Raw genomic sequence first — 23,118 nt, 5'->3', positions numbered from 1 at the left:
ACTATTTAACTAGTTGAACAACTGCTGCGGCTAAAGCTTCTGGTGCGACTGGTTTAGGTATATGCATTTGAAAACCTGAAGCGATCGCCTGTTTTTGATCATACTCGCCGGCAAATGCTGTCAAGGCGATGGCCGGCACTTTTCCACCTGTTTCTGGCGGCAAAACCCTAAGTTGGCGTAAAAATTCATAGCCATCCATCTGGGGCATCCCGATATCACTAACTAAAACATCTGGCGGGGACTTGACTATAATTGGCAATGCTTCTAATGCTGATGCTACTTTGGTGACTTCTGCACCATAGATTTTCAGCGCAAAGGCGATAAAATTGAGCGAATCTGCATCATCATCTACAACTAAGATTTTCATATTACTTAAATCTAAAGTTGCTTCCTGGGATGCATTATCTGTGCCTATCTCTGGTTGCAGCGATGTCTGGTGATAAGTTGCTACGTGTTTACACAAAGGGAGTTTGACAGTAAAAATTGCTCCCTGACCTTCGCCTAAACTATCAGCCGCAACAGTGCCACCATGTAACTCTACCAACTGCCGCACAATGGCTAATCCCAACCCTAGCCCGCCAAATTTTCTGGTAATTGAACCATCTTCTTGACGAAAATAATCAAATATATATGGCAAAAATTCGGGGCTAATACCTTTGCCTGTATCGCTGACTTGGATTTGAGCCATAGAACCACATTGCTCTAGCCTTACTTCCACTCGTCCACCCATAGGGGTAAACTTGACGGCATTAGATACCAGATTCCAGACAATTTGTTGTAAGCGGGCCGGGTCACCTGTAACTGGCCTGATATTCGCCGCCAACATAGTATCAATAGTAATTTCTTTGGCAGCAGCTGCTAGGCTGACAGTCTCTAACGCTGCGGCAATGGTATTTGCTAAATTCACTGGGGAAACATTTAAACTGAGTTTACCCCGGAGAATGCGAGATACATCTAGCAAATCTTCAATTAAGTCAACCTGCAATTTGGCATTGCGTTCAATAGTTTCTATGGCTTGAATAGTCTTAGCCTTGTCTAGCTTGCCAGTTTTCAATAGCTTTGCCCAACCTAAAATCGGGTTAAGTGGTGTCCGCAATTCGTGGGAAAGGACTGCGAGAAACTCATCTTTAATCCGATTGGCTTTTTCAGCTTCTGTACGCGCGGCTTGTTGCTGTTGCAAAGCACTCCATAAAGCTTCCTCTGTCCGCTTATAATCATCAATATCAGTAGATGAACCAAACCACTTGATAATCTCTCCTTGATGATTACGTAAAGGAAAAGCTCGACCTAAATGCCAGCGATATTGCCCATCACTAGCACGACGAAAGCGGTATTCTACATCATAATTTTTGCCTGTACGCACGCATTCATTCCAAGTATCTACGGTCACTTGTACATCGTCGGGGTGTAGTACAGGTTGCCAGCCCCAACCTTGAGCTTGATCCCTAGTTATACCCGTATAGTCATACCAGCGTTGATTATAGTAGTCTACCCAGCCATCAGGCCGACTAGTCCAGACAATCTGAGGCATGGTGTCTGCTAAAGTTCGGAAATTTAATTCGCTTTCTTTGAAAGCTTCCCTGACTTGAATCAGATCGGTAATGTCAGTATTAGTACCGTACCATTTAACTATATTTCCTTGTTGGTCACGCAAAGGCAGTGCCTGTCCTAAAATCCAATGATATTCCCCACTTTTAGAAAGCAAACGAGCTTCTACCTCGTATTCGCTGCCAGTTTGCACACAGTGATTCCATACTTGTTCCACCCGTGCTAAGTCTTCTGGATGAACAATATCAGCCCACCCCTCAGCTTGCAGTTTTTCCTGTATCTTGCCTGTAAAGTCGCGCCACCTTTGGTTATAGTAATCTATCTGACCATTAGGTAACGCTGTCCATACCTGTTGCGGAATAGTTTCAGTCATCAATCGCAATTGATATTCACTTTGTTGCAACGCCTGTTGTGAACGATGTCGCTCAATGGCTACACCTGCTAAATGAGATGCACTCTCGATTAGTTGTTGCTCTGATTTTTGCGGACTGCGCGTTGTGGAATAGTAAAGCGCAAAGGTTCCTAAAACAGTGCCTTGGCTATCGAAAATCGGCGCAGACCAACAAGCTTTGAGATTATGAGGCAATGCTACATCACGGTAGTTTACCCATTTCACATCGTTAGCAATATCTGAAACAATGACTGTTTGTTTGGTATAAGCAGCTGTACCGCAACTACCCATTTCTGCACCCACAGATACTCCATCTGCTAGTGCCTGAATATACTTCTTTGGCAGGCTAGAACCGACAGTAAGATATAATTTCGTTTTCGATTCATCTAATAACATAATGGAGCAAAAAACTTGATGTAACCGGGCCTCAATTAACTGCGACAAAGTTACCAAAACCTCAGAAAGAGATGCACCTGTAGCAATAAATTCTAAAATTTGGTTTTGTAAGGACAGGAGAGCTTCATTGTGCTTACAACTAGTAATATTCTGCTGTAGCATCATGCCCGCAAAAATTTTTCCTTCCTGGTTGCGAACAGGAACCGTATGAGTTTCGTAAATTTGATGTTGATAAGTGATTTCTTGAACTGTAGTTTTACCTGATAAAGCTTGATGATACAAAGGTTCTAGGACTTGACAAGTTTCTTCAGGAAACACTTCCCTCATAGTTTTGCCGATCATGGAATCGGCTGTCATTTCCATTACAGCTAACTCAGTACCTTCACATACCAAATAACGAAAATCATGGTCAAATAAGTAAACAGCACCATTGGGGATATGCTGCATGAGGGTGCGGTAAAGTACTTCTCTTTCAGCTAAGATGGCATGATCTGGGGGTATTAAAACATCAGTGGGTGATAAATCACTATAAACTTGACTTTGATTACCAGTTATTAATAATTTTTTATTTACTTCTTGCTGGAGTTTTATTTCAGTAATATCAATAAATGTAGTAACAACAGTATCGGGAGCAGCATGATTAACCTGAAATAAAGGCTGGGAATTGAGCAATAACCAAACTAATTCTCCAGTTGATTTATAAAATCCAATAACAATATTTTTACATGGCTGCCTTGTTTGGATAGCAACTATCACCGGATGAGTTTCTGGTGTGACAATTGACCCATCTTCATGAATAATTTGCCAGGGAGGTTCAAAAAAACTTTTTCCTAGTATTTGGTGCTTTTCATATCCTAAAATTTTCTCGGCAGCATAATTACAGGCTTGTATAGTTGTATCAGCTAGTTGAAAAAGTATCCCCTCTTCTTGAGTAGAATTAATGATCACATCTTGTTTTTGGCTTTCTTCTAGTAGTTTTATTTCTGTTGATTGCCAAGGATTGTTAGGTTCCTGCAATTGTGATAAACGAGTAATTGTCTGTATCAATTCCAACTCAGGAATATTTTGCTGCTGGTGATTTTCTTGATTTTGCATTATGTCAAATTCAACGATTTAAACGTAATTTTTTGTAAATTTATTCATTCAGTTATTACTGGGCAATTTATATATTCATCCTATTTAATTTGCCAAGAGCGAGAGGCTTATATCATAGACTCTTGCCGAAGTCGGGGATATTTTTGTTTGTTATATTCCCTATTTTAGCCCACACTTAAGTCTGAATTTAACGAAGCTTCCTGTATTTGTGTAAACTTTATACCTAGCGTTCTCAAAGTTTCGATTCTGCCAAATGAGCAATGAATGAGAGAACAAGGATTAACAAAGTTACCAATATCAGAAGTATGACTAAAAATAATGGGTAATATTTAGCAAAAATGCCTCTTTTGAGTCAATTAACCCAAAAAATGTTTCTAATTCACCTTAGTAAACCCCGTGCAAAAGCGATCGCCTGTTCTGGCGTAGTAATTTTTCCTTCGGCTCGTGCTATGGCAATTTCTGTCAGTAGTTCGCCCACCACTGGCGATGCCGGAATATTTAATGCTATCATTACTTCTTTACCACTCACTATTTGAGTGGCATGAGCAACCAGATCATCAGGGTTTAGGTAGCGGCTGATCAACGGTGCGTAGGCGCGTAACAGCCTGTGTCCTGGCATCGCCTCTACCAAAATATCATCTACTAAGGCTAAAAGTACTGTAGCCGGAAATACATTCCCTGCCTCTTGAAACAAAAAATACTGTTCTCGCACAGACATGGTAGTTGATTTTAGCTGCGGTAACAGTTTCAGCGCAGTGGTAACAGCACGAATTTCTGCACGACTATAAGTTAGTGCTTGTAATTCTATTTCTGCAACTTCTGGATTGGGGTGAACCAGACAAGCAAGTTTGGCAATACCTAGCCAAGTGGTTTTCACTGTATCGCGGACATATTGTTGCAGTTCGTGGCCTAGTTGCGGCCAATTTTCTGCCAATAAAGCAGCTGCTGTATCAACGGCTGTTAATTTTTGGAAACTAGGGCGTGTGGCATTTTTGAAGAAAGGTGTAAGTAAATTATCTTCACCAGATGTTGTTATCCAAGGCGTACCCTGGAGAGTTGCCAACATATAACCAATTTCTACTCGTACTCGTTCGGCGGCTACTTGAGTTATGTGTGATGCCAAAGCGCGAATTGTAGTTTGAGTAGTTGACTCAATGGTAAAACCAAGTTGGGCTGCTTGACGATAAGCTCGCAATAATCGTAAAGGATCATCTTCAAGGTTGGCGGGTGAAATCATTCGCAACAAACCTTGGGCTAAATCAGCATAGCCATGTAATGGATCGATGATTTCTTGAGTATGAGGATTATAGGCGATCGCATTAATTGTAAAATCTCTTCTATGCAAATCAGTTGTTAAACTATCTCCTTCTTGCTGGGCAAAGTCTGCTGTTGCCTGGGGAAACACCACACGGGCAATTTGTCGTTGGGGATCGAGTAACACAAAACCAGCTTGATAATCACGTGCGATATCTCTGGCCACCTTGACAGCATCAAATGGAATCACAAAATCTAAATCTAAATATTCACGAGTTCTGCCCAGCAACGCATCCCGCACCGCACCACCGACAATATAAGCAGGTTGTGGTAAGTATGCCAAACTAAAGGGCCAATTTTCGGGAACTAAGGTAGGATATATTGAGCCATACATTGTCATAAAAATCAACCCAACAACTAGTGAATAAAAGTTAGGCTTAAGCTAGAGTAACAATAAAGGTTCCTGGAGTTGGTTCTATTATGTGTATTTGCGTGAACTGCCACTATGTAGACCGCTGTGAAACCTACCATGCCGTAGAAGCACAGCACCAACAGCCTCATTTGACTGAAAACCCGAATTTTGACCCTAAAGAACCCTCGATCAATGTCAACATCCGTACCCAAGAAGACGTGATTGAAATGGAATGGGATGTTGTCGGTTGTCTTAGCTTTAAACAAGAAACGGGCAAGTGGTCGAAATTACGTCCCGGTGAATTAGTCCCCACTTGATAAATCAAGCATTTGGTGATTTTGTCTGACCCATTCATAACAACACCTTGGCAATTAAATTTAAGGTGGATCAATACAACTTCAGTATCTGCTTAAGTAGAATGGTGTAAATAATTAAAGGTTTGTAGTGAGGACTTTAGTCCTCTAATAAGGACTGAAGTCCTTACTACGAACCAAATGCATTTTTTTACATTACTTCACATAGTTTGGTTCTTTCAAGTCGTTCTACTTAAAAAACTCCTCGACATTAGTCAGGGGAGTGCATCAATTATGTGGTTGAATAGATACATCCAGTTGACTTAGTTGACTTAATTAATTTTGACCCAGGAACCACAAAACCTTGCAGCCCCAAAATATGCCTTATCGCTGCACACTACAACTCCCGAACTAGGACTAGCAATTAGTAATTTTGCTGGCGAAACTCGCTCTCAAGTATGGAATTTAGGGCGAGATTTATCGAGTTATGTACATCAATATTTAATTGAATTTATTTCACCCCATACTTGGGCCGACTTGGCATTTATAGCCGTAGCTAAGGGCCCTGGTGGTTTTACAGGTACTCGCATCGGTGTTGTGATTGCCCGCACCTTAGGACAGCAGTTAGAGATTCCTGTATTTGGCATATCTACCTTAGAAGCGGTAGCTTGGGCAGAATATATTTTGCCTTCCCCCACCAGTAATTCTGATCAAGACAACGAAAATAAGGATACTCCGGCTATTGCGGTGGAAATGCCGGCACAACGGGGTAAAGTTTTTGTAGCTATTTACCAACCAATCTCCCCAGGTACCGGACTTAAAGCTTTATTGGCAGATACAGTCATGACACCAGAAGCTTGGCAAGACACTTTAGCTAACTGGAATACAACTTATCAACTCATCACTGCCAAGTCAGGGTTAGCCGCAACGGTGACAAATGTGTTAGAACTAGCTGTTCTCAAATGGCAACAAGGCAACCGTCCTCACTGGACAGAGGCATTGCCGTATTATGGGCAACATCCTGTAGAAACGCCTCCACCTTCAGGATCTGCAAAACAGCAATAAAACCTGTCTTTGACGCTGATGTTATCAGTTTCAGGGGTTATGAACCCAAGTTGATTATTAAGCACAAAAAGTTTAAATTTTATCACTGTTGATGCTTATTTACTCACAATTTCTAACTTTTGGTAGTATTCTAAAATGACAAATTAAATTGTCAGTGTTGAGTTTGCAAGAGGATAATTTATGACAAGGACCATTTGGGTAAATGAGCAAATTGATCCGTCTGGGATGATTCATGCTTGCATTGCTTGTTGTGATGAGTCTCAAGCTAAAGATTGTCATGAATCATTTAAAGGTAACTTAACCGATATTCAAAAATCAGCAGGCTGGGTAGCACAATTGCGGACAGTCAGTTCTTGGGATGAAGTACCAGTTAATGCTCTCAAACTTGATTAAGTGAGGTTGTTGGCAACATTTCCACGCCCATAGTCTATAATTCAGCGTGGAATGCCAGCCATTAATTTAGTGATTTACAAATATTGATAATTTACCTATATCGAAATCTTGAACAAAGCGATATTCGTCCTAGTAGTCTGTCAAATACAAGATGACGGATAATGGGAGATATATTTTCCAGCACGATAATCAGCTATGCCTGCAAAAAGATACATTGTTTCGCTGACTCCTGAAGAACGCCAAATTCTAGAACAATTAACCAAAACAGGTAAAGCCGCTGCTGCCAAAATCAATCATGCTCATATACTGCTAAAAGCCGATGTGAATCAGCCTGATGGCGGATGGAAAGATCAGTCTATCAGTGATGTTTTCAATATCAGCACTAGAACAATTGAACGTGTTCGGCAAAGGTTTGTAGAAGAAAGCCTAGACAATGCTCTTGTACCCCGTCAGCGACATTCATTGAAGTGGCGACGACTAGACGGAGAAGCAGAAGCCCATTTGATAGCGACAGCTTGCAGTAGCCCACCATTGGGATGTAGCCGTTGGACATTACGGCTATTAGCAGACCAGATAGTGGCATTGGGATATGTAGAGAGTATTTCCCATGAAAGTGTGCGACAAGTGCTAAAAAAAACGAGCTTAAGCCTTGGTTGAAGGAATCTTGGGTTATTCCTCCTGAAGCCAGCGCAGAGTTTGTTTGTCAAATGGAAGACATTCTACAATTGTATACTCGTCCCTATGACCCCGACTACCCCTTGATTTGCTTTGATGAAAGCTCAAAGCAATTGATTTGCGAAGTTAGAAAACCTCTGCCACCAGAACCAGGACGGGTTGAACGTTATGACTATGAATATCAACGGGAAGGAGTTTGTAATTTATTTATGATGTTTGAGCCTTTGGTTGGGTGGAGGCACGTAGAAGTGACAGACCAACGTACCCAAATTGACTACGCTCAACAGATCAAAATTTAAAAAACAAATCACCAGCAACTGTTTGAGAGCGCGCGGATAGCCGACACCAAAGCGATCGCTTTTTTCCTCTTTTGAAACTGTGTGCTGGACAAACACATATTACAAATGTAATATAGAAATTAGTTTAAATTACAAATACTACAAGCATTCAATGAGCCGCAAATTCTCTTCAATCATTAGTAGCGCGATACATTGCCAACCCAAGGGTTTAGGCAGAGTTGTTGCGCTGTTTGCGTTTGAGGGTACATATCGCTGTGGCGGCGGTAAATCTGCAAGTGTTGGCATTTTAGGAGCAATTGCCGAATGGCTGAATCTGGATCAACTTATTCAAAGCGGGAGGTGCAAGTGTTGTCTAGCACCGACATAGGTCAAAAAGTATCAACCACCTGACCCCCGCACCTGATAACCAGAGGCGGGGGTTATTTTTTAGGAGTTAATCAACGTATGCAAGCTCAACCACCTTTTGGGCAACCACACATATTACAAAATTCAGTGGTGGTGTTCTCTAAAAACTACCTACCACTAGCACGCATCAACATCAAACGCGCAATCGTGCTATTAGTCACAGGTCAGGCAGAATCATTGAATTTTGGTACTACAAAGCTTTGGGAAGTGCGTTCCCCCAGTGTCGTACTACAAGTAAGCGAACACATTCGTTTGACCGTTGGCAATCCCGAACGTCATTGGAAAGTACCGCCTGTAAACCGTCGTGAAGTTTTGAAGCGAGACAACCACACCTGCCAATACTGCGGTAGCACCAAGCATTTAACGCTTGACCATGTAATCCCCCGTTCAAAAGGTGGACAACATACCTGGGACAACGTTGTAACAGCTTGCTCTAAATGCAACTCAGTTAAGAGCGATCGCTTACCTCATGAAACTGGAATGGTACTCAAAACCAAGCCCAAAGCTCCAATTCACCCAGCAGTTGCATTTGCTGAACAGTTTTGGAACGCACAACGCTTGAGTGAAACTGAGTAATTTACTTCAATCCTAATCACAGAGGGCAATACCGCGATTACATCACACTGTCCTCTCACTTGTTCTCAAAATTTTGTAGTATGCCCTTGGCACTCTGTAATACATTATGTAGTATATATGTAGTGAAGTACTACAACCTCCCAAAAAGGCAGAGAGCTAACACAATCAGAACCATGAAAACTAAATAATTGCCACCCAACGTGGGGGTGTAACTCAGTTGGTCTAGAGTGCCTGTCTGTCGAACAGGAAGCCGTGGGTTCAAATCCCATCATCCCCGCCTTGTAGCCTTGTGGACAAATAGACAAGTCGCTTTGATTCTCAGTCGAATGGCACTAAGAAAAGCTCTAAGCTTTGCTGAATAAGGGATACAGCTTTTAGTGTCCATTGAGCAGTAATGTCATGAGTCAAGCGAGCAGCGTTCGCCTACGGAGCGGTAATCCAAAAAGTTTTTGTAGGTAGAAAAAGCTTACTCGTCTGTGAAATACTTTTTTTGAGACGAGCAAGTCAATACGATAATTACTACTGTGACACTACGAGTACAAATCCTCAAGGACAAATTTAATCAAAGTTTGGGGCTACCTTTTGAAGAACTATTGCCAGAATCTACAATAAGGCAAGCAATCTCTGAGTTAAAGCTCAAATACAAAAAGCGATTATTTGACCCGTTCATAACGTTGTGGGCATTTTTATCTCAAGTTTTAGATACTGATAAAACTTGCCACAATGCTGTGAGTAAAATAATTGCACATTTGGCTGGGGAAGAGGTAGAAGTCCCGTCAACTGATACGAGTGCCTACTGCCAAGCACGGACAAGACTGCCGGAAAAATTATTAGAGAAACTTTTCAATTCGACGGCACAAAACATAGAAAAAAAAGTAACACCAGAACATTTATGGTGTGGTCGGAATGTGAAAGTGATAGATGGCTCGACTGTCTCCATGCCAGATACAGTAGAAAACCAAAAAGAATATCCTCAACCCAGTAGCCAAAAAACAGGATGTGGATTTCCAATTGCTAAAATTGGGGTGATATTTAGTTTAGTGACGGGAGCCGCTGTTGCTTTGTGCATCGATGTTTTGAACACTCATGATATTAAATTAGCCAGAAAACTTTACAGCTTTCTTAAACCCAATGATGTACTTTTAGGAGATAGAGCTTTTTGTGCCTATGCTGATATGTTTGCTATAAAACAACTTAATTGTGATGCTGTATTTCGCAAACTTTATTAGATCAAGAAATCTACCCCACTTTGCAAATAGTCAGACTTTACTATAAACGTTGGGAGGTTGAACTAGATTTAAGACATTTAAAAACTACCTTGGGTATGGATGTTTTACGATGTAAAACTCCTTCAATGGTACGTAAAGAAATTTATGTTTATTTACTTGCTTACAATCTACTCCGTAGCTTAATGTGGTCGGCTGGAACTACTTACAATACTCCTCCCTTACGTTTATCCCTGCAAGGTACTCGCCATCATTTAATCAACTTTCTTCCCCAATTAGAGGCTGCTGGCTCTCAAAAACGGCTTAGACTCTACCGCACAATGCTTAAAATTATCGTTCACAAGGTCGTCAGCGATAGGCGAAGCCATGCCCTCCGGGCTTATCGCCCTGGTAGAAGTGAACCACGAGTTCGTAAACGCCGCCCGAAAGCTTACCCCTTAATGACAAAACCCCGGCACGAATTACGCAAGCAATTGCAAACTGCTTAGACCACAAGTGTTTCGGCTTTTCTTAGTGCCATTCGACTCTTAGTACTAGAACTCATGTTTGTCCTCATTGTGGGCATACCCAGGATAGGGATTGGAACACAGCGCGAAACATATTAGAAAAAGGTCTGAGTACGGCGGGTCACGTCGGAACTAACGCCTCTGGAGACATCGACCTCTGCGTGGGTGAGGAAACTCAACGGACACTTCGCTCAAGTCGGCAAAGCCGCCCACGCGAGTGTCCTCCTCCAAGTAAGTCGGGTCGCGGAAAGAGGAATCCCAAGAAGTGATTCTTGGAATCACCGTGGCTTTTAGCCCGGTGAGGATGTCAAGCTAGACGCGAACGGATTGATGCTGATAGATAATCAATAGCCACAATACTTACTAACATTACAATGATCAATGCGGCTGATTCATCGTAACGGAAAGTACGTAAATTTTGTTGCAGTGCCAGACCAATACCACCAGCTCCTACTAATCCCAGAACTGCGGCCATTCGCACATTGCGATCAAAAATATACAAAGTATAGCCCACGACTTCCCGGATAATTGCTGGCCAAGCCGCAAACATGATTTGCTGTAAAAAACTCGCTCCCGTTGCCGACACCGCCTCGTAAATACCGGGGTTCACCCGCTCCATACTCTCAGCAAAAAACTTGCCGAGAAAACCAGCCGTATGAAACCCCAGTGCCATTACTCCCGGTAACGGCCCCAACCCTACCGCAGCCACGAAAATTAAAGCTAGTAACAAATCTGGCATGGCGCGCATAAAGTTGAATAGTTCTCTGGTCAAATGGTAGATTATTGGATGGGGGGTGAGGTTTTTGGCTGCCAACGGAGCCATGACAAAACTCATCACAAAGGCTATGGCTGTACCCCAGAGCGCCATAGCTAAAGTTTGCCCCATTAAAATAAAATACTCCCCTAGATTAGTAAAATTGGGAGAACGGTAGCGGCTTAAGTATTCAACAATATCTCCTAACCCGCCAATTACTTCAACGAAAGATAAACCCAAATCATTGACTGCCAATAAAATTATAATTGCTAATAAGCTCACCCACACAGGAATCCAACTTAATGGCTTTGGCGGTAATGGCTGGAGTTGAGACTTGATATTTACTGGTTTCACGATTAAATTACCCGACCACGAAACTTATCAGAAAGCCGATCCAAAAATGTCACAGCAAGATAGATACAAACCGCTATCATGACCAGGCGATTGTAATTAAACAGACGCATCGCCATCACCATGTCGTAGCCAATACCGCCAGCGCCTACTAACCCCAAAACTGTGGCAGAGCGAATATTTAAGTCCAAAATATAGAGAATAGTACTAATAAAATCGGGAAGTGCTTGTGGTAGTACAGCGAACATCAATATTTGAAATTGCCCTGCTCCTGTAGATGTCAACCCTTCCACGGCTTTAGGGTCTATCACCTCAATGCTTTCGGCAAAAAACTTGCTCATAAAGCCTGTAGTCACAAATGCCAATGCCATGACTCCAGGTAAAGCACCTAAACCTACCGCCGAGACAAATACTAATGCCCAAATAAATTCTGGCAAAGCCCGCATGAGATTCATCAAGTTACGGGTGAAGTGGTACACCAAAGGATGTGGAGAGGTGTTACTTGCAGCTAGTACTCCCAGTGGCAAACTAACTACTAATGCCATAAAGGTACTAACAAAAGCAATTTCAATGGTTTGCAGCATTTTGATGAGGAGGTCTGGCAGATATCCCCAATCAGGGACAGCTAACATTAAGCCCAAAAATTCTATTAATTGGCCCACCGACCCCAAGAGTCTAAACAGATCAACTTCTGCGGCTGGAGCTGCAATGAGTAATGCTGCGATCGCTAACAAAATGCCCACTACTATTGAAGTAGGCAACATACCATGTTTAGTGGGCCATCTCCATTTGAAAGTTTTCATCTTCTCGTTGGTAAACTGTTTGCAACATATCTGAACTTAGGGCTGAGGGTGTATCATCAAACACTACCTGTCCCTGATTTAAGCCAATAATCCGGTCAGCAAAACGCATCGCCAAGTTCACCTGGTGCAAGCTAGCTACTACTGCAATCTGCTCATTGCGGCAAATCTCTAGCAACAATCCCATAATTTCCTCACTGGTAACGGGATCGAGACTAGCCACCGGCTCATCAGCCAGAATTACTTTAGGGCGCTGGGCTAAAGCACGGGCAATTCCTACACGCTGTTGCTGACCCCCTGAAAGTTGGTCAGCGCGCTCCCATGCTTTATCTGTCAAGCCAACGCGATCTAAAGCCCAATGAGCTAATTCGTAATCTTTTTTGGTAAATAAATACAACAGGCTGGTATACCACGGACGATGATAAAGACATCCAGTCAGCACGTTGGTCATCACATTTAAGCGTCCCACCAAATTAAACTGCTGGAACACCATGCCAATCTTAGCCCGCGATCGCTGCATACTATCGGGGGTCAATTGTCTACCGTCAACTGTGATTTTGCCAGTACTAGGTTGTTCTAATCCGTTAATAGTACGCAGTAGCGTAGATTTACCTGCTCCACTAGGCCCCAGAATTACTGTGAAGCAACAGGGATCAATAGTCAAAGTTGTAGGGTGGAGTGCGAGAAAGTTATTGGAATAACGCTTACTGATTTGCTCAATGTGAATTAAAGGCATAAGCAATATTGAGGAAGTGGAGAGTAGGAGGATGAGGGAATAAGGAAAAAGTTTTCTGTTCCCTTAAATGACTTTTACTTAAGAATTTCCTTACGCTCTAACCCTAAAGTTTTAATCATTTCCCGAATGGGATTGTAGTCATCTGGGGTGGCGGCTTCGTATCTGGCTAATTTACCGAATCCGCTTACTTCAATATCTTTGTGGGCATTGAGGATAGTCTCTCGAATTTGGGTTTTCAGTTTGTCATCGAGATCACGTCGATAAGTCAAAGGTGGCCCAGGAATGGGATCGGATTTGGCAATAACGCGATTTGTTTTTTCTGTAATTAAGCCACGGTCAATCATGGTTTGATAGATAACGGTATGAGAAGCTGCTGCATCTACCGATTTATTTCTTACTGCCAACATGGCAGCATCATGAGAGCCAGCATAAGTCAAACGCCCAAAGACTTCTTGAGGATTGCGGCCAAATGTTTGTCTTACCATAAAAGAAGGTACAAGACCACCGGATGTGGAAGCAGGATCTACAAAAGCTACATTCCGACCTTCTAAATCTTTGAGGGACTGAATGGTAGAGTCCGCAGGCACCATGATGATACCGTTATATGTGGAGTCTCCGCTTTCTGGTACACCGACGGCAAAAGCTTCAGCTCCTGCTTCCTCTTCTGCGAGGATGTAAGAAAGAGCGCCAAACCAAGCAATATCAACTCGCTGACGACGCATGGCTTCCACAATCCCGGCGTAGTCCGTAGCCGTAAACATTTTAATGGGGCGACCTATCTGTTTTTCCATGTAGGCTCGCATCGGCTCGAATTGAGCTACTACTTCCTCGTTACTTTCGGCAGGAATTAAACCTAATACTAATTCTTTGCCATCTCCTGATGAGTTTTCTGCTTGGTTATTGTTATTTACCATTGCGATCGCAGCTATAGCGCCTGCCAGTACAACTGCTATACCTATGAAAATTGGGGCACGACGAGATAAAGCCATTATTTTCTCCTCCTTGTTGTATTCGATTTAATTCAGGTAATAAATTTTCTCAAATTGTTAAACAGCAAACACTGAACTAATTGACAATTTTGTACTTAGTTTTATCTTGAAAGTTAGTTCGTTAAATTGTGTTCGATTTTATAATCTCTTTTGCAGATATTGTTTGACTTGCTATTTGTTTGGCATTTAAAAATAACTAATTTTACAAGAATCGAAAAACTTAATTAACTTCTTGAAAAATACATTAATATTTTCAGATAAAGAACTAGTTATTATATGTTTAATAATTGGTTAAACTTATTTTATAAATGATTTGCTTTTAGGAGTAAGAAAAAATTAAATGATAAATTTTATATTATTATAAATGAGGATAAAATATTAATTAAAATATGGCAACAAAATACTTACAAATTTGTTGACTGATATAACTATTTTGGTTTATTAAATATGGCTCTCCCAGACTTGGGTTGATAAATTAACCCTAAAAAATGGCTAAAACGATTGATATAAGAAGGTTTGTCTAAAATAGAATCAAAGATTTAATAAAAATTTACTTTGTTCCTATTGAATCCCAGACAATGTAAGGATTTAACCTGATATCAAGTATTAATTTTTTATAGCTAGTCTAGGAGAGCCTTAAATATTTACAGAATATAAAGTTGCGGCATGGCTACCATAATTACCTACCTGATAAATAGTTATTTGCTGAATTTTAATTAAATTTTGTGTAGCAAAGAATTCTATTATTCTTTTCCAACTAGATTGCCTATTATTTATGGAATTGTCTATAATTCTACCTAAAGTAAAATGAGGATTAAAACTACTACCTATATATCGGTATCCATATTTTATATAATTTATTTTTTCTAAGTCAGTGTAGCTAGAAATATCTTTTTTTAAATCTTCTCCCGTTACATAGATAAGATTTTTTACAGATGTAAATATAAAATTATGTAAATCATAAAATATGTGTTCGTTATTAAGCTTTAAAAAATACCATCCTGGTGTTTTATATTCTAACTGTGTTATTTGAAATTCCTTTAAATATTTTTCTTTCTGCCAATAATCCTGCAAATTATATACTAAATTAATCCAGTTAATAGGATGATGAAACCTACCTTGTAAAAGTGTGAGGTGAGGAAGATTGTTAATGTTTCCCCAAATAGGTACAAGTGGATTATCAGATATAATTTTCTGCTGCATTTCTATCATTAATTGAATAGTCTGACAGCAAGGAACAAGAGCAATACCAACTTTCATCTTTCTTAAAAATCTATACTAGCTAACACGATTACCTTGACATATAGTGGAAGTAATACGCGGCACAATACAATCATCATGAACAGTAATAAAATCAGCACGTTTGCCAATTTCTAAGCTACCACGATTATGAAATAAATTAATAGCTTTGGCTGGATTACTGGTAAATAACCGCATAGCTTCATAAATAGGCTTACCAGTTTTATGAGCAATGATAAAAATAGATTGCAACAAACTTTGAGGAACGTAGTCAGAGGAAATTACATCTACTAAATCGAACAAAACTAATTCCATTGCCGCAACATTACCAGAATGAGAACCACCCAGAACTAAATTAGGCGCACCCATTAAAACTTGTAATCCGGAATTATGTGCTGCTTTGGCTGCTTCTAAGGTGGTGGGAAATTCAGCTAACACTACTCCATCTTGTATAGCTTCTTGCACATGTTCGACAGTAGCGTCATCATGACTAGCTAAGGAAATACCTTTAGCTTGAGCTAGTTTAACTAAGGCTTGACGATTTTTTTGTGCATAGATTTTTTGCTTTTCTTGACGAGTTGTAATTAGGTTGTCCATTTCTGCTGCTGTTACCCCATGTTTACCCATGTAATATTCTTTGAATTTATCTAGCCGAATAAACTGCCGTTGTCCAGGAGTATGATCCATGAGCGAAATCATGGATAACAATGGATTATCGGCGTATTGTTCAGTAATGGGATAAACATCTTCAAAAGCTAGTTCACAACGCAAATGTATACGATGTTCCACAGCAAAACGTTCTGTTGCTTGTCCACGACAGATGACATCAATCATGGGCGCAAAGTTAGTTAAACGGGGAGAATCGGCTGCTACATCACCAATGGCGATCGCATCACATACGGTTGTGACTCCAGCACTGGCTAAATCTCGGTCATGATAAACGGCTGCGGCTTCTAAAGGCCAACTAATCCCTGGACGAGGAGACATACAGCGTTCTAGATTGTCTGTATGTAGTTCAATTAATCCTGGTAGGAGATAGTTCTCTTCACCATTTTGTCCATGATTAACTACTCCTGGTTGAATATCGGCAATCATGCCATCTTGAACTACAAGAGTACCCAAGACTTCTTGATCTGGTAGTTGCAAGCGATAGTTGGTATATATTTGCTCATTCATTGAAGGTTAACTCCCGGTTACACAGTTGCGCTCGCACTTCTTGATCGTGAAAAATGCCAATTAAGGCGCAGCCCATACTTTTACGTCCTTCTAGAAGTTCCATCACTACTTGGCGATTGGTTGCATCTAGGGCTGAGGTGGGTTCATCTAACAGCAAAATGGGAAAGTTGACTGCAAGGGCGCGGGCTATATTGACTCTTTGTTTTTCGCCCCCGGAAAAGGTGGTGGGGGAAAGATGCCATAAGCGTTCTGGTAGTTGCAGGCGATGGAATAAGTCTTTAACTTTGGCAAGGGCAACTTTTGGTTCTTCGCCTAAGTCCAGTAACAGTTCTGCGGCAACTTCTAGGGCTGGGACTCTGGGTATTACTCGGAGGAATTGGCTGACGTAGCCAATGGTTTTTTGTCGGACTGCTATTAGTTCATGGGGTGGAAGTTGGCACAAGTCAACCCAGTTTTTTTGGTGTTTGACCCATACTGAGCCGCTATCAGCCCGGTAGTTGCCGTATATGCAGCGCATGAATGTGGATTTGCCGCTACCTGATGGGCCTGATAGGGCTACGCATTCTCCGGGGTTGAGGGTGAGGGAGGTTCCTTGGAGGACTGGGAGTTTGACTCCTCTTTGTTGATGGAGGATGAAGCTTTTGTGGAGGTTGTCGATGTGTAGGAGGGTGTGGGGGTTGATGTTCAGGGGTGGGTGGTGGTTTAGGATGAGCATTTTTTTCACGCAAAGGCGCAAAGGCGCAAAGACAAGAAGGTTTAATTTATGGTGTGAGGGCGGCGCTGACTAAAAGTTGGGTGTAGGGATGCTGGGGATCGTCTAGTACTTGGTCGGTTAGTCCTGATTCGACTACTTGGCCTTGTTGCATTACTAGTAGGCGATGGGCTAGGAGTCTTACTACGCCGATGTCGTGGGTGACTAGGATGACGCTGAGTTGGAAGTTTCTAACTAGCGATCGCAATAGGTCTAATAGACGTGCTTGGACTGATACGTCTAGTCCGCCTGTGGGTTCGTCCATTAAGATCAATTGGGGTTGGGTGACTAATACACGGGCCAGCTGTAGCCTTTGCTGCATCCCTCCAGAGAAAGTAGTTGGCAGGTCATCTATTCGTGTCGGATCAATTTCTACTTGTTGTAACCAGTAAGCTGCCTCTTGGCGAATCTGTCCATAGTTTCGTACTCCTATATCTAGTAATCTTTCACCTATGTTCGCCCCCGCGCTGACTTGCATTCGTAAGCCGTCACGGGGATTTTGTTGCACAAAGCCCCACTCGGTTCGCATCAAGCAACGTTGTTGATGTTCAGGAATTTTGGTGATTTCTAAATATTTGTCTTGGCGATTTTTGTAAATAATATTACCGTGGTCGATGGCAGTATTATGAGCGATCGCTTTCAATAAGGTAGACTTTCCTGACCCTGATTCCCCGACAATACCCAGAACTTGCCCAGGATATAGGTCAAAGGAAATGCGATCGCACGCCTGAATGGCACCATAAGACTTACTAAGTTGTTGTATCTGTAAAATAGGCTGCATGGTAATTTGTAATATTTCCTATGGCTAACGCTACGCTGCGCTATCGGAAACGCTGCGCGAACGTAATTTGTAATTATTCTCCCCCTGCTCTCTGCCCCCTGCTCCCCTGACTCCGGCAATGGCAATAGTCTGTATCTGAACAAATCCATATCCTGCCCCCTTGGTCGTCAATTACAACTTCATCTAGATAACTTTCGGTAGAACCACATAGTTCACAGGCTTTATCCCATCGTTCTACAGTGAAGGGATGGTCTTCAAAATCCAGGCTTTTGACTTTGGTGTAAGGCGGTATTGCATAGATGCGCTTTTCTCGTCCAGCACCAAATAACTGGAGTGCAGGATTCATCTGCATTTTGGGATTATCGAAACGTGGTATGGGACTAGGACTCATCAAATAACGGTCATGTACCATTACCGGGTAGTCGTAGGATGTGGCAATGTGTCCGTGTTTGGTGATGTCTTCATACAGTTTGACGTACATGGGCCCGTATTCTTCTAGGGCGTGCATTTTGCCTGTTTCTACAGATGAGGGTTCGAGCCAGCGCAAAGGTTCGGGAATTGGGACTTGGTAAACCATAATCTGTCCTTCCCGTAGTGGTGTTTCGGGGATGCGATGGCGTGTCTGAATCAGGGTGGCTTTTTCTGTTCGTTCTGTTGTTTCTACACCGCAAACTTTTTGGAAAAAGCGGCGAATGTTGACTGCGTTGGTTGTGTCGTCTGCGCCTTGATCGATGACTTTGAGGATATCGGTTTGACCAATTACGGCGGCTGTGACTTGCATTCCTCCAGTTCCCCAGCCGTATGACATGGGCATTTCTCTTGAAGAAAAAGGAATTTGATGTCCGGGAATAGCAACGGCTTTCAGCAAGGCGCGCCGAATAGATCGTTTTGTTTGCTCGTCTAGGTATGCGAAGTTAAAACTTGCTTCTGGGGATGGAGGATGGGGAGCTATATTCATGATTTTATTTGATATCGGGTAACTTCTTGTCCTGCGACATAAACAGATGCTATGCCTACAGCGATAGCAGATGGTAAATAATTATCAGGAGATATCAACAGGAAATCAGCATCTAAACCAGGTGCGATTTTACCTTTGCGATCGCTAATTCCCGCCGCCTCTGCTGGTTGGCTGGAAACTAATGACCATGCTTGTTCAAAAGACATTAAGCCTAACTCTTGTAACTTAAAGGGCGCGTAAAACAAGGAAGGATAATGATAATCTGAACAAAGACAATCAAGGACGTTATGTTTAACTGCCTCAGCTACACTCATCAAGCCCAGGTGAGAGCCGCCACGCACTAAGTTAGGCGCACCCATGAGGACGGCTGCACCATATTCACGAGACTGAGCCGCTAAGGGTACAGTAGCAGGAAATTCTGCGATCGCTACTTGACGTTTTTGACTTAGTGCCACCTTTTCTGGGGTGTCATCATCGTGGGAAGCGAGGGGAATATTGTAGGTGTGGGCTAAATCCACCAGTTGTTCTATTTGCGCGTCTCCTTTATGTTTTTGTGCTGTGACTTGGGTGATTAATTCTTCGATTTCTGGCATAGACATGGATGATCTTTGCTTCACACTATTGAGATAGCGGTTCAATCTCTTTTGATTTCCTGGAGGTGGTAGGTGGTCGTTGATGGACAAAATATGCACGTGACCAGATTCCAGCCAATCACACAACTCTTGATGTCCTGCTATATTTGCTTCTTCATGTCTAATATGAATACGATGGTTGCAATTTAAAAATTGTTTGCCTGTCCCTGAGATGAAGTTAATTAAGTCACGGGCAGAATCTCGGCTGCGTAAACCTGGTTCGTAAGAGTCGGTGATTGAGCAGTAAAAGGTTGTGATACCAGACGCTAAGAGGTTACGGTCATTATCTGTGATCGCTATTGATAAAGGAAAGTTGACTCCTGGACGAGGGCAAATCATCCTTTCAAAGGCATCACCATGTAAGTCAATAATTCCTGGCAACATCTGGAGTCCTTGAGCATTGACCAGATGAAATCCATTAGGAGTAATTGCTTGATCAATCTTCGTAAATTGCCCATCTTCAATTAAAACTGTGGCATCTTTTAGCCAACCATCGGGAGTTAATACATTGACTCCTTGGATAGCAGTTTTTGTATTGGTTAGTTTTGATAATATTTGCATACTTGGTGTTGTTGTCACTGACTGACCTCACTAAAAATTTTCATACCTTCATAAGGTGCTTTTTTAATAGCCGCAATTCTAGAAGTTAAATCCCCTACATGCAGTTCCAGTTTGTAGTAATTGGGGTCAAAAATATAAATTGAATCGCCTTCACTTGTATTTTGCTGCCACTGTTGAACCCCTAAAGCTTTGAGGCGATCGCTATATTCTTTAAACCTATTTTCAGGAATACTAAAAGCTATGTGAGTGTATTCGTTTACGGGATTTGTGCGTTTGTTTGGATCTAAAGATAGGCACAACCACAAGTCACCTGCTAGTAAATAAGCACCTCTTTGCCATTTGGCGATCGCTTGACAACCTAGAATTTCGGTATAAAAGTTAAAAGATTTCTCCAAGTCGGAGACAGACAAGGTAATGTGGTTAATTCCTGTAATCATTTCGCTTCTTCCAAAATCAAATCACTACTTTCTAAAGACTGAGATTCTTCCCCAGCAACAGTTAACTCTGGTGATTGATTATTTAGCTGCTGCTGTCGAATTTTGCGGACTAAATTTAACTCCGCTTGAAAATCGATGTAGTGCGGAAGTTTGAGATGTTGGACAAAACCTTGTGCTTCAACATTGTCGGAGTGGGAAAGTACAAACTCGACATTTTGGGCTGGGCCTTGAACTGTTTCCCCTAATTCCTCCGCTCGCATTGCCCTATCTACTAGCGCCATCGACATAGCTTTACGTTCGTTGTAACCAAAGGTGAGTCCATAGCCACGGGTAAACTGAGCAGGTAAGTCTTTACTACCTTGAAACTGATTGACCATTTGCACTTCGGTAACAGTAATATCTGCGATCGCTACTTCAAATCCCAATTCTTCAGGACAAATGACCACCTCTACTTCACCCATGCGAATCTCTCCCGCAAAAGGATGGTTTCTGCCGTAACCTCGTTGTGTAGAATATGCCAGCGATAGCAAAAAACCCTCATCTGCACGCGCTAAATTTTGCAGCCTCGCATCCCGTCCAGCCGGAAAGGTCAACGGTTGGCGAGTGAGATCAAAAGGTTGAAGCTCTTGCCTCCCTACCCCCTGCTCCCCCTCGGCTTGTATCAACCCTTCTTGATCTAAAGTGTCAATTACACGCGGAACTGGTTCTGTAATTGCTTCTGCTTCTGGTGCTGTGGGAACTTGTCCTTCTGCTATCAACTTAAAGTCTAGTAGGCGGTGGATGTAATCGAAGGTAGTTCCTAACCTTTGTCCTCCTGGTACATCTTTAAAAATGGCAGAAATGCGTCGCTGAATCTGCATTTTGCTGGTATCTAATGGCTGGCTGTAGTAAAAACGGGGCAGTGTTGTACGATAGGCTCTTAACAAAAAAATTGCTTCTACTAAATCACCCCAAGATTGTTTAATAGCCAGGGCTGCTAACTCCCGGTCATATAAGCTGCCTTCACACATCACTCTTTCTACTGCTAGGGTCAGCTGTTGTTCAATTTGGTCTAGTGACAATTCGGGAATTGCCGGATCGCCTCTGCGTCTGCTTTGCAGAAGTGCTTCTGCATTTTGAATTGCTTGTTCACCGCCTTTAACTGCAACGTATGGCATAGTTCGTAATTTGTAATGAATATATTTAGGTTGGAACTAAGTTTTCAGCTTTCTATTATTGATATTTTTCTGCTTTTGCTGTGCGCGGTAGCCCCATTACTGCATTTTCTGTAAATAAAAATACATCTACGCCTTGTGGATAGGCTTGATGATTCTGCACCCAAAAATCCCAAAAATGACGGGGAAGTATGGGGGTAATCACACATTTGTCTGAGATTCCTGGCCCTGTCAACATCACAGTTTGCCCCATTTCAAAACTTTCTACCTGTACTAATAGCGTTGTTGAAGCTTCTGGTTTTTCTGCTGTCCCCCAGTTAAAAATAGATAATTCTGGTAGCGCTGCTACATCTTGAATTAAGGCAAAGTCGGCTTCTTCTGGGTACTGCGTAAAGCGACACCCAGTATGAAACAACAACCAAGCCCTAACTTGCTCTGCAAAACTCGGCTGTAGCCATACCACAACATCCAAATCCAGCAATGTCAGACAAGCAGCCCCACAAGCAGGTGTTAAACCCAAAGGTACACTCATATCAGCCGTTATCTGGTCAGTTGTTCCTGGTCGAGCATTGACATCAAGTAACGCCCGAAACGTCCGTTGGGCATCATGAATCGGATCTCGAAAACCAGGTAAATGAGTAACTATGTTTAACATTTATCAATAATCCAATTTTTGAATTTTGAATTTTGAATTTTGACTTGATTTACCCTTCACCCCTCACCATCGTGAAGAAATTGACCTCAGTGGCAGCTGCTTGACGCTGCTTGAGTTCTTGTTGCTTTTGGCTTTCTATTTGCAAGGGCTGAATTATCTCAGCCTGAATCTGCTCGTGCCAGTTTGGGGTTTGGAGTAACGCATCACAAACAGCAACTAGTTCTGCGTGGCGGTGCGATCGCCCGGCTACATAACCAAATCCAGTGACGGCTTCATATCCTTGGCTCTCTAACTGCACAACACAGCGAGTCATAGTCATTTCTCCCAAGTTAAATGCTTGTCCAGTACCTCCAGCACGTCCCCGCACCATTGCTAAACCAATCTCTGGGCAGCGTAAAAAGTTATATTTGGGCAAACTACTGATTTCGTTTACCAGTTTTTCTAATAGCTCTAACTCGGCTTTAGCTAATGTTGCCATCCATGCTTGTCGCTGCGTCACAGTAGGCATAATGTTGATTTGGGGTATTTTGTTTTAAACTATTCTTAACTTGTCTAGACATCTAGATGAAAGTAGATTAACGCAATTCTGACAAGTTGACAATCTCATATT

General features: G+C 42.1%; 25 protein-coding genes, 1 tRNA gene and 1 pseudogene. 11 read left to right on the top strand and 16 right to left on the bottom strand.

Features of this window, described 5'->3' with window-relative positions:
* Position 1 precedes the first annotated feature (1 nt).
* Together ACM0OS_RS13370 and ACM0OS_RS13365 are read right to left on the bottom strand one after the other, a co-directional pair.
* Positions 2 to 3,430 (bottom strand): PAS domain S-box protein, encoded by a 3,429-nt coding sequence (locus ACM0OS_RS13370; protein ID WP_414543674.1) that lies wholly within the window; start codon positions 3,428 to 3,430, stop codon positions 2 to 4.
* A 379-nt stretch (positions 3,431 to 3,809) separates the two neighbouring features.
* Complete coding sequence (locus ACM0OS_RS13365; protein WP_414543689.1) at positions 3,810 to 5,078, bottom strand: CCA tRNA nucleotidyltransferase; 1,269 nt, start codon at positions 5,076 to 5,078, stop codon at positions 3,810 to 3,812.
* An 86-nt stretch (positions 5,079 to 5,164) separates the two neighbouring features.
* On the opposite strand from ACM0OS_RS13365, the gene ACM0OS_RS13360 reads away from it, so the two are divergent.
* From ACM0OS_RS13360 to ACM0OS_RS13310, 11 genes and pseudogenes are all read left to right on the top strand, one after another.
* A complete protein-coding gene (locus tag ACM0OS_RS13360; RefSeq protein WP_414543673.1) occupies positions 5,165 to 5,413 on the top strand; it encodes a Ycf34 family protein in 249 nt (82 codons plus the stop codon).
* 318 nt (positions 5,414 to 5,731) lie between these two features.
* A complete protein-coding gene (tsaB, locus tag ACM0OS_RS13355) occupies positions 5,732 to 6,454 on the top strand; it encodes a tRNA (adenosine(37)-N6)-threonylcarbamoyltransferase complex dimerization subunit type 1 TsaB (RefSeq protein WP_414543672.1) in 723 nt (240 codons plus the stop codon).
* 180 nt (positions 6,455 to 6,634) lie between these two features.
* Positions 6,635 to 6,847: a glycogen debranching protein gene (locus tag ACM0OS_RS13350; protein WP_414543671.1), complete on the top strand. Its 213-nt coding sequence runs from the start codon at positions 6,635 to 6,637 to the stop codon at positions 6,845 to 6,847.
* Positions 6,848 to 7,042: 195 nt separating this feature from the next.
* Complete coding sequence (locus ACM0OS_RS13345; protein WP_414543670.1) at positions 7,043 to 7,504, top strand: helix-turn-helix domain-containing protein; 462 nt, start codon at positions 7,043 to 7,045, stop codon at positions 7,502 to 7,504.
* A gap of 50 nt (positions 7,505 to 7,554) precedes the next feature.
* A complete protein-coding gene (locus tag ACM0OS_RS13340; RefSeq protein WP_414543669.1) occupies positions 7,555 to 7,821 on the top strand; it encodes a hypothetical protein in 267 nt (88 codons plus the stop codon).
* Between the two features lie 151 nt (positions 7,822 to 7,972).
* Positions 7,973 to 8,188, top strand: a complete 216-nt coding sequence (locus ACM0OS_RS13335; RefSeq protein WP_414543668.1) for a hypothetical protein — start codon at positions 7,973 to 7,975, stop codon at positions 8,186 to 8,188.
* 77 nt (positions 8,189 to 8,265) lie between these two features.
* The gene (locus tag ACM0OS_RS13330; protein WP_414543667.1) at positions 8,266 to 8,802 is read left to right on the top strand and encodes an HNH endonuclease; all 537 of its coding nucleotides are present in this window, start codon (positions 8,266 to 8,268) and stop codon (positions 8,800 to 8,802) included.
* Positions 8,803 to 9,004: 202 nt separating this feature from the next.
* Positions 9,005 to 9,079, top strand: a tRNA-Asp gene (locus tag ACM0OS_RS13325).
* A 247-nt stretch (positions 9,080 to 9,326) separates the two neighbouring features.
* Positions 9,327 to 10,031: an IS4 family transposase gene (locus ACM0OS_RS13320; RefSeq protein ID WP_414543666.1), complete on the top strand. Its 705-nt coding sequence runs from the start codon at positions 9,327 to 9,329 to the stop codon at positions 10,029 to 10,031.
* Between the two features lie 20 nt (positions 10,032 to 10,051).
* On the top strand, positions 10,052 to 10,516 hold the full coding sequence (locus ACM0OS_RS13315) for a transposase (protein WP_414543665.1): 465 nt from the start codon (positions 10,052 to 10,054) through the stop codon (positions 10,514 to 10,516).
* A 35-nt stretch (positions 10,517 to 10,551) separates the two neighbouring features.
* A pseudogene (locus ACM0OS_RS13310) lies at positions 10,552 to 10,803 on the top strand (zinc ribbon domain-containing protein); the annotation flags it as partial.
* Positions 10,804 to 10,841: 38 nt separating this feature from the next.
* On the opposite strand, the gene phnE (ACM0OS_RS13305) reads toward ACM0OS_RS13310, so the two are convergent.
* The 14 genes from phnE (ACM0OS_RS13305) to phnG form a co-directional block, all read right to left on the bottom strand.
* Complete coding sequence (gene phnE, locus ACM0OS_RS13305) at positions 10,842 to 11,642, bottom strand: phosphonate ABC transporter, permease protein PhnE (protein WP_414543664.1); 801 nt, start codon at positions 11,640 to 11,642, stop codon at positions 10,842 to 10,844.
* 2 nt (positions 11,643 to 11,644) lie between these two features.
* Positions 11,645 to 12,403 carry a phosphonate ABC transporter, permease protein PhnE gene (gene phnE, locus ACM0OS_RS13300; RefSeq protein WP_414543663.1) on the bottom strand — a complete coding sequence of 253 codons (759 nt, stop codon included), beginning with the start codon at positions 12,401 to 12,403 and terminating at the stop codon, positions 11,645 to 11,647.
* A gap of 7 nt (positions 12,404 to 12,410) precedes the next feature.
* A complete protein-coding gene (gene phnC, locus ACM0OS_RS13295; protein ID WP_414543661.1) occupies positions 12,411 to 13,175 on the bottom strand; it encodes a phosphonate ABC transporter ATP-binding protein in 765 nt (254 codons plus the stop codon).
* A 74-nt stretch (positions 13,176 to 13,249) separates the two neighbouring features.
* Positions 13,250 to 14,164, bottom strand: a complete 915-nt coding sequence (gene phnD / locus ACM0OS_RS13290) for a phosphonate ABC transporter substrate-binding protein (RefSeq protein ID WP_414543660.1) — start codon at positions 14,162 to 14,164, stop codon at positions 13,250 to 13,252.
* Positions 14,165 to 14,800: 636 nt separating this feature from the next.
* Entirely contained in the window at positions 14,801 to 15,424 is a 624-nt protein-coding gene (locus tag ACM0OS_RS13285) for a hypothetical protein (RefSeq protein WP_414543659.1), read from the bottom strand.
* An 18-nt stretch (positions 15,425 to 15,442) separates the two neighbouring features.
* Positions 15,443 to 16,579 (bottom strand): phosphonate metabolism protein PhnM, encoded by a 1,137-nt coding sequence (phnM, locus tag ACM0OS_RS13280; protein ID WP_414543658.1) that lies wholly within the window; start codon positions 16,577 to 16,579, stop codon positions 15,443 to 15,445.
* Entirely contained in the window at positions 16,572 to 17,294 is a 723-nt protein-coding gene (gene phnL, locus ACM0OS_RS13275) for a phosphonate C-P lyase system protein PhnL (RefSeq protein ID WP_414543657.1), read from the bottom strand. Before phnL ends, phnM begins: the two co-directional genes overlap by 8 nt.
* Before the next feature lie 46 nt (positions 17,295 to 17,340).
* The gene (gene phnK, locus ACM0OS_RS13270) at positions 17,341 to 18,111 is read right to left on the bottom strand and encodes a phosphonate C-P lyase system protein PhnK (protein ID WP_414543656.1); all 771 of its coding nucleotides are present in this window, start codon (positions 18,109 to 18,111) and stop codon (positions 17,341 to 17,343) included.
* A gap of 73 nt (positions 18,112 to 18,184) precedes the next feature.
* Positions 18,185 to 19,069 carry an alpha-D-ribose 1-methylphosphonate 5-phosphate C-P-lyase PhnJ gene (locus tag ACM0OS_RS13265; protein ID WP_414543655.1) on the bottom strand — a complete coding sequence of 295 codons (885 nt, stop codon included), beginning with the start codon at positions 19,067 to 19,069 and terminating at the stop codon, positions 18,185 to 18,187.
* Positions 19,066 to 20,262 (bottom strand): alpha-D-ribose 1-methylphosphonate 5-triphosphate diphosphatase, encoded by a 1,197-nt coding sequence (locus tag ACM0OS_RS13260; RefSeq protein WP_414543688.1) that lies wholly within the window; start codon positions 20,260 to 20,262, stop codon positions 19,066 to 19,068. Before ACM0OS_RS13260 ends, ACM0OS_RS13265 begins: the two co-directional genes overlap by 4 nt.
* A 14-nt stretch (positions 20,263 to 20,276) precedes the next feature.
* On the bottom strand, positions 20,277 to 20,699 hold the full coding sequence (locus tag ACM0OS_RS13255) for a fosfomycin resistance glutathione transferase (protein ID WP_414543654.1): 423 nt from the start codon (positions 20,697 to 20,699) through the stop codon (positions 20,277 to 20,279).
* Positions 20,696 to 21,856 carry a carbon-phosphorus lyase complex subunit PhnI gene (locus ACM0OS_RS13250; protein WP_414543653.1) on the bottom strand — a complete coding sequence of 387 codons (1,161 nt, stop codon included), beginning with the start codon at positions 21,854 to 21,856 and terminating at the stop codon, positions 20,696 to 20,698. The genes ACM0OS_RS13255 and ACM0OS_RS13250 overlap by 4 nt, the downstream gene beginning before the upstream one ends.
* 55 nt (positions 21,857 to 21,911) lie before the next feature.
* Positions 21,912 to 22,508, bottom strand: a complete 597-nt coding sequence (phnH, locus tag ACM0OS_RS13245) for a phosphonate C-P lyase system protein PhnH (RefSeq protein WP_414543652.1) — start codon at positions 22,506 to 22,508, stop codon at positions 21,912 to 21,914.
* A 49-nt stretch (positions 22,509 to 22,557) separates the two neighbouring features.
* Entirely contained in the window at positions 22,558 to 23,016 is a 459-nt protein-coding gene (phnG, locus tag ACM0OS_RS13240; protein WP_414543651.1) for a phosphonate C-P lyase system protein PhnG, read from the bottom strand.
* Positions 23,017 to 23,118 lie beyond the last annotated feature (102 nt).

It is taken from the genome of Nostoc sp. CCY0012 (assembly GCF_963920855.1).
Taxonomy (GTDB): domain Bacteria; phylum Cyanobacteriota; class Cyanobacteriia; order Cyanobacteriales; family Nostocaceae; genus Cyanocohniella.
Note: the sequence above shows the minus strand (reverse complement) of the source record. Positions and strands in the feature narration are given on the sequence as shown.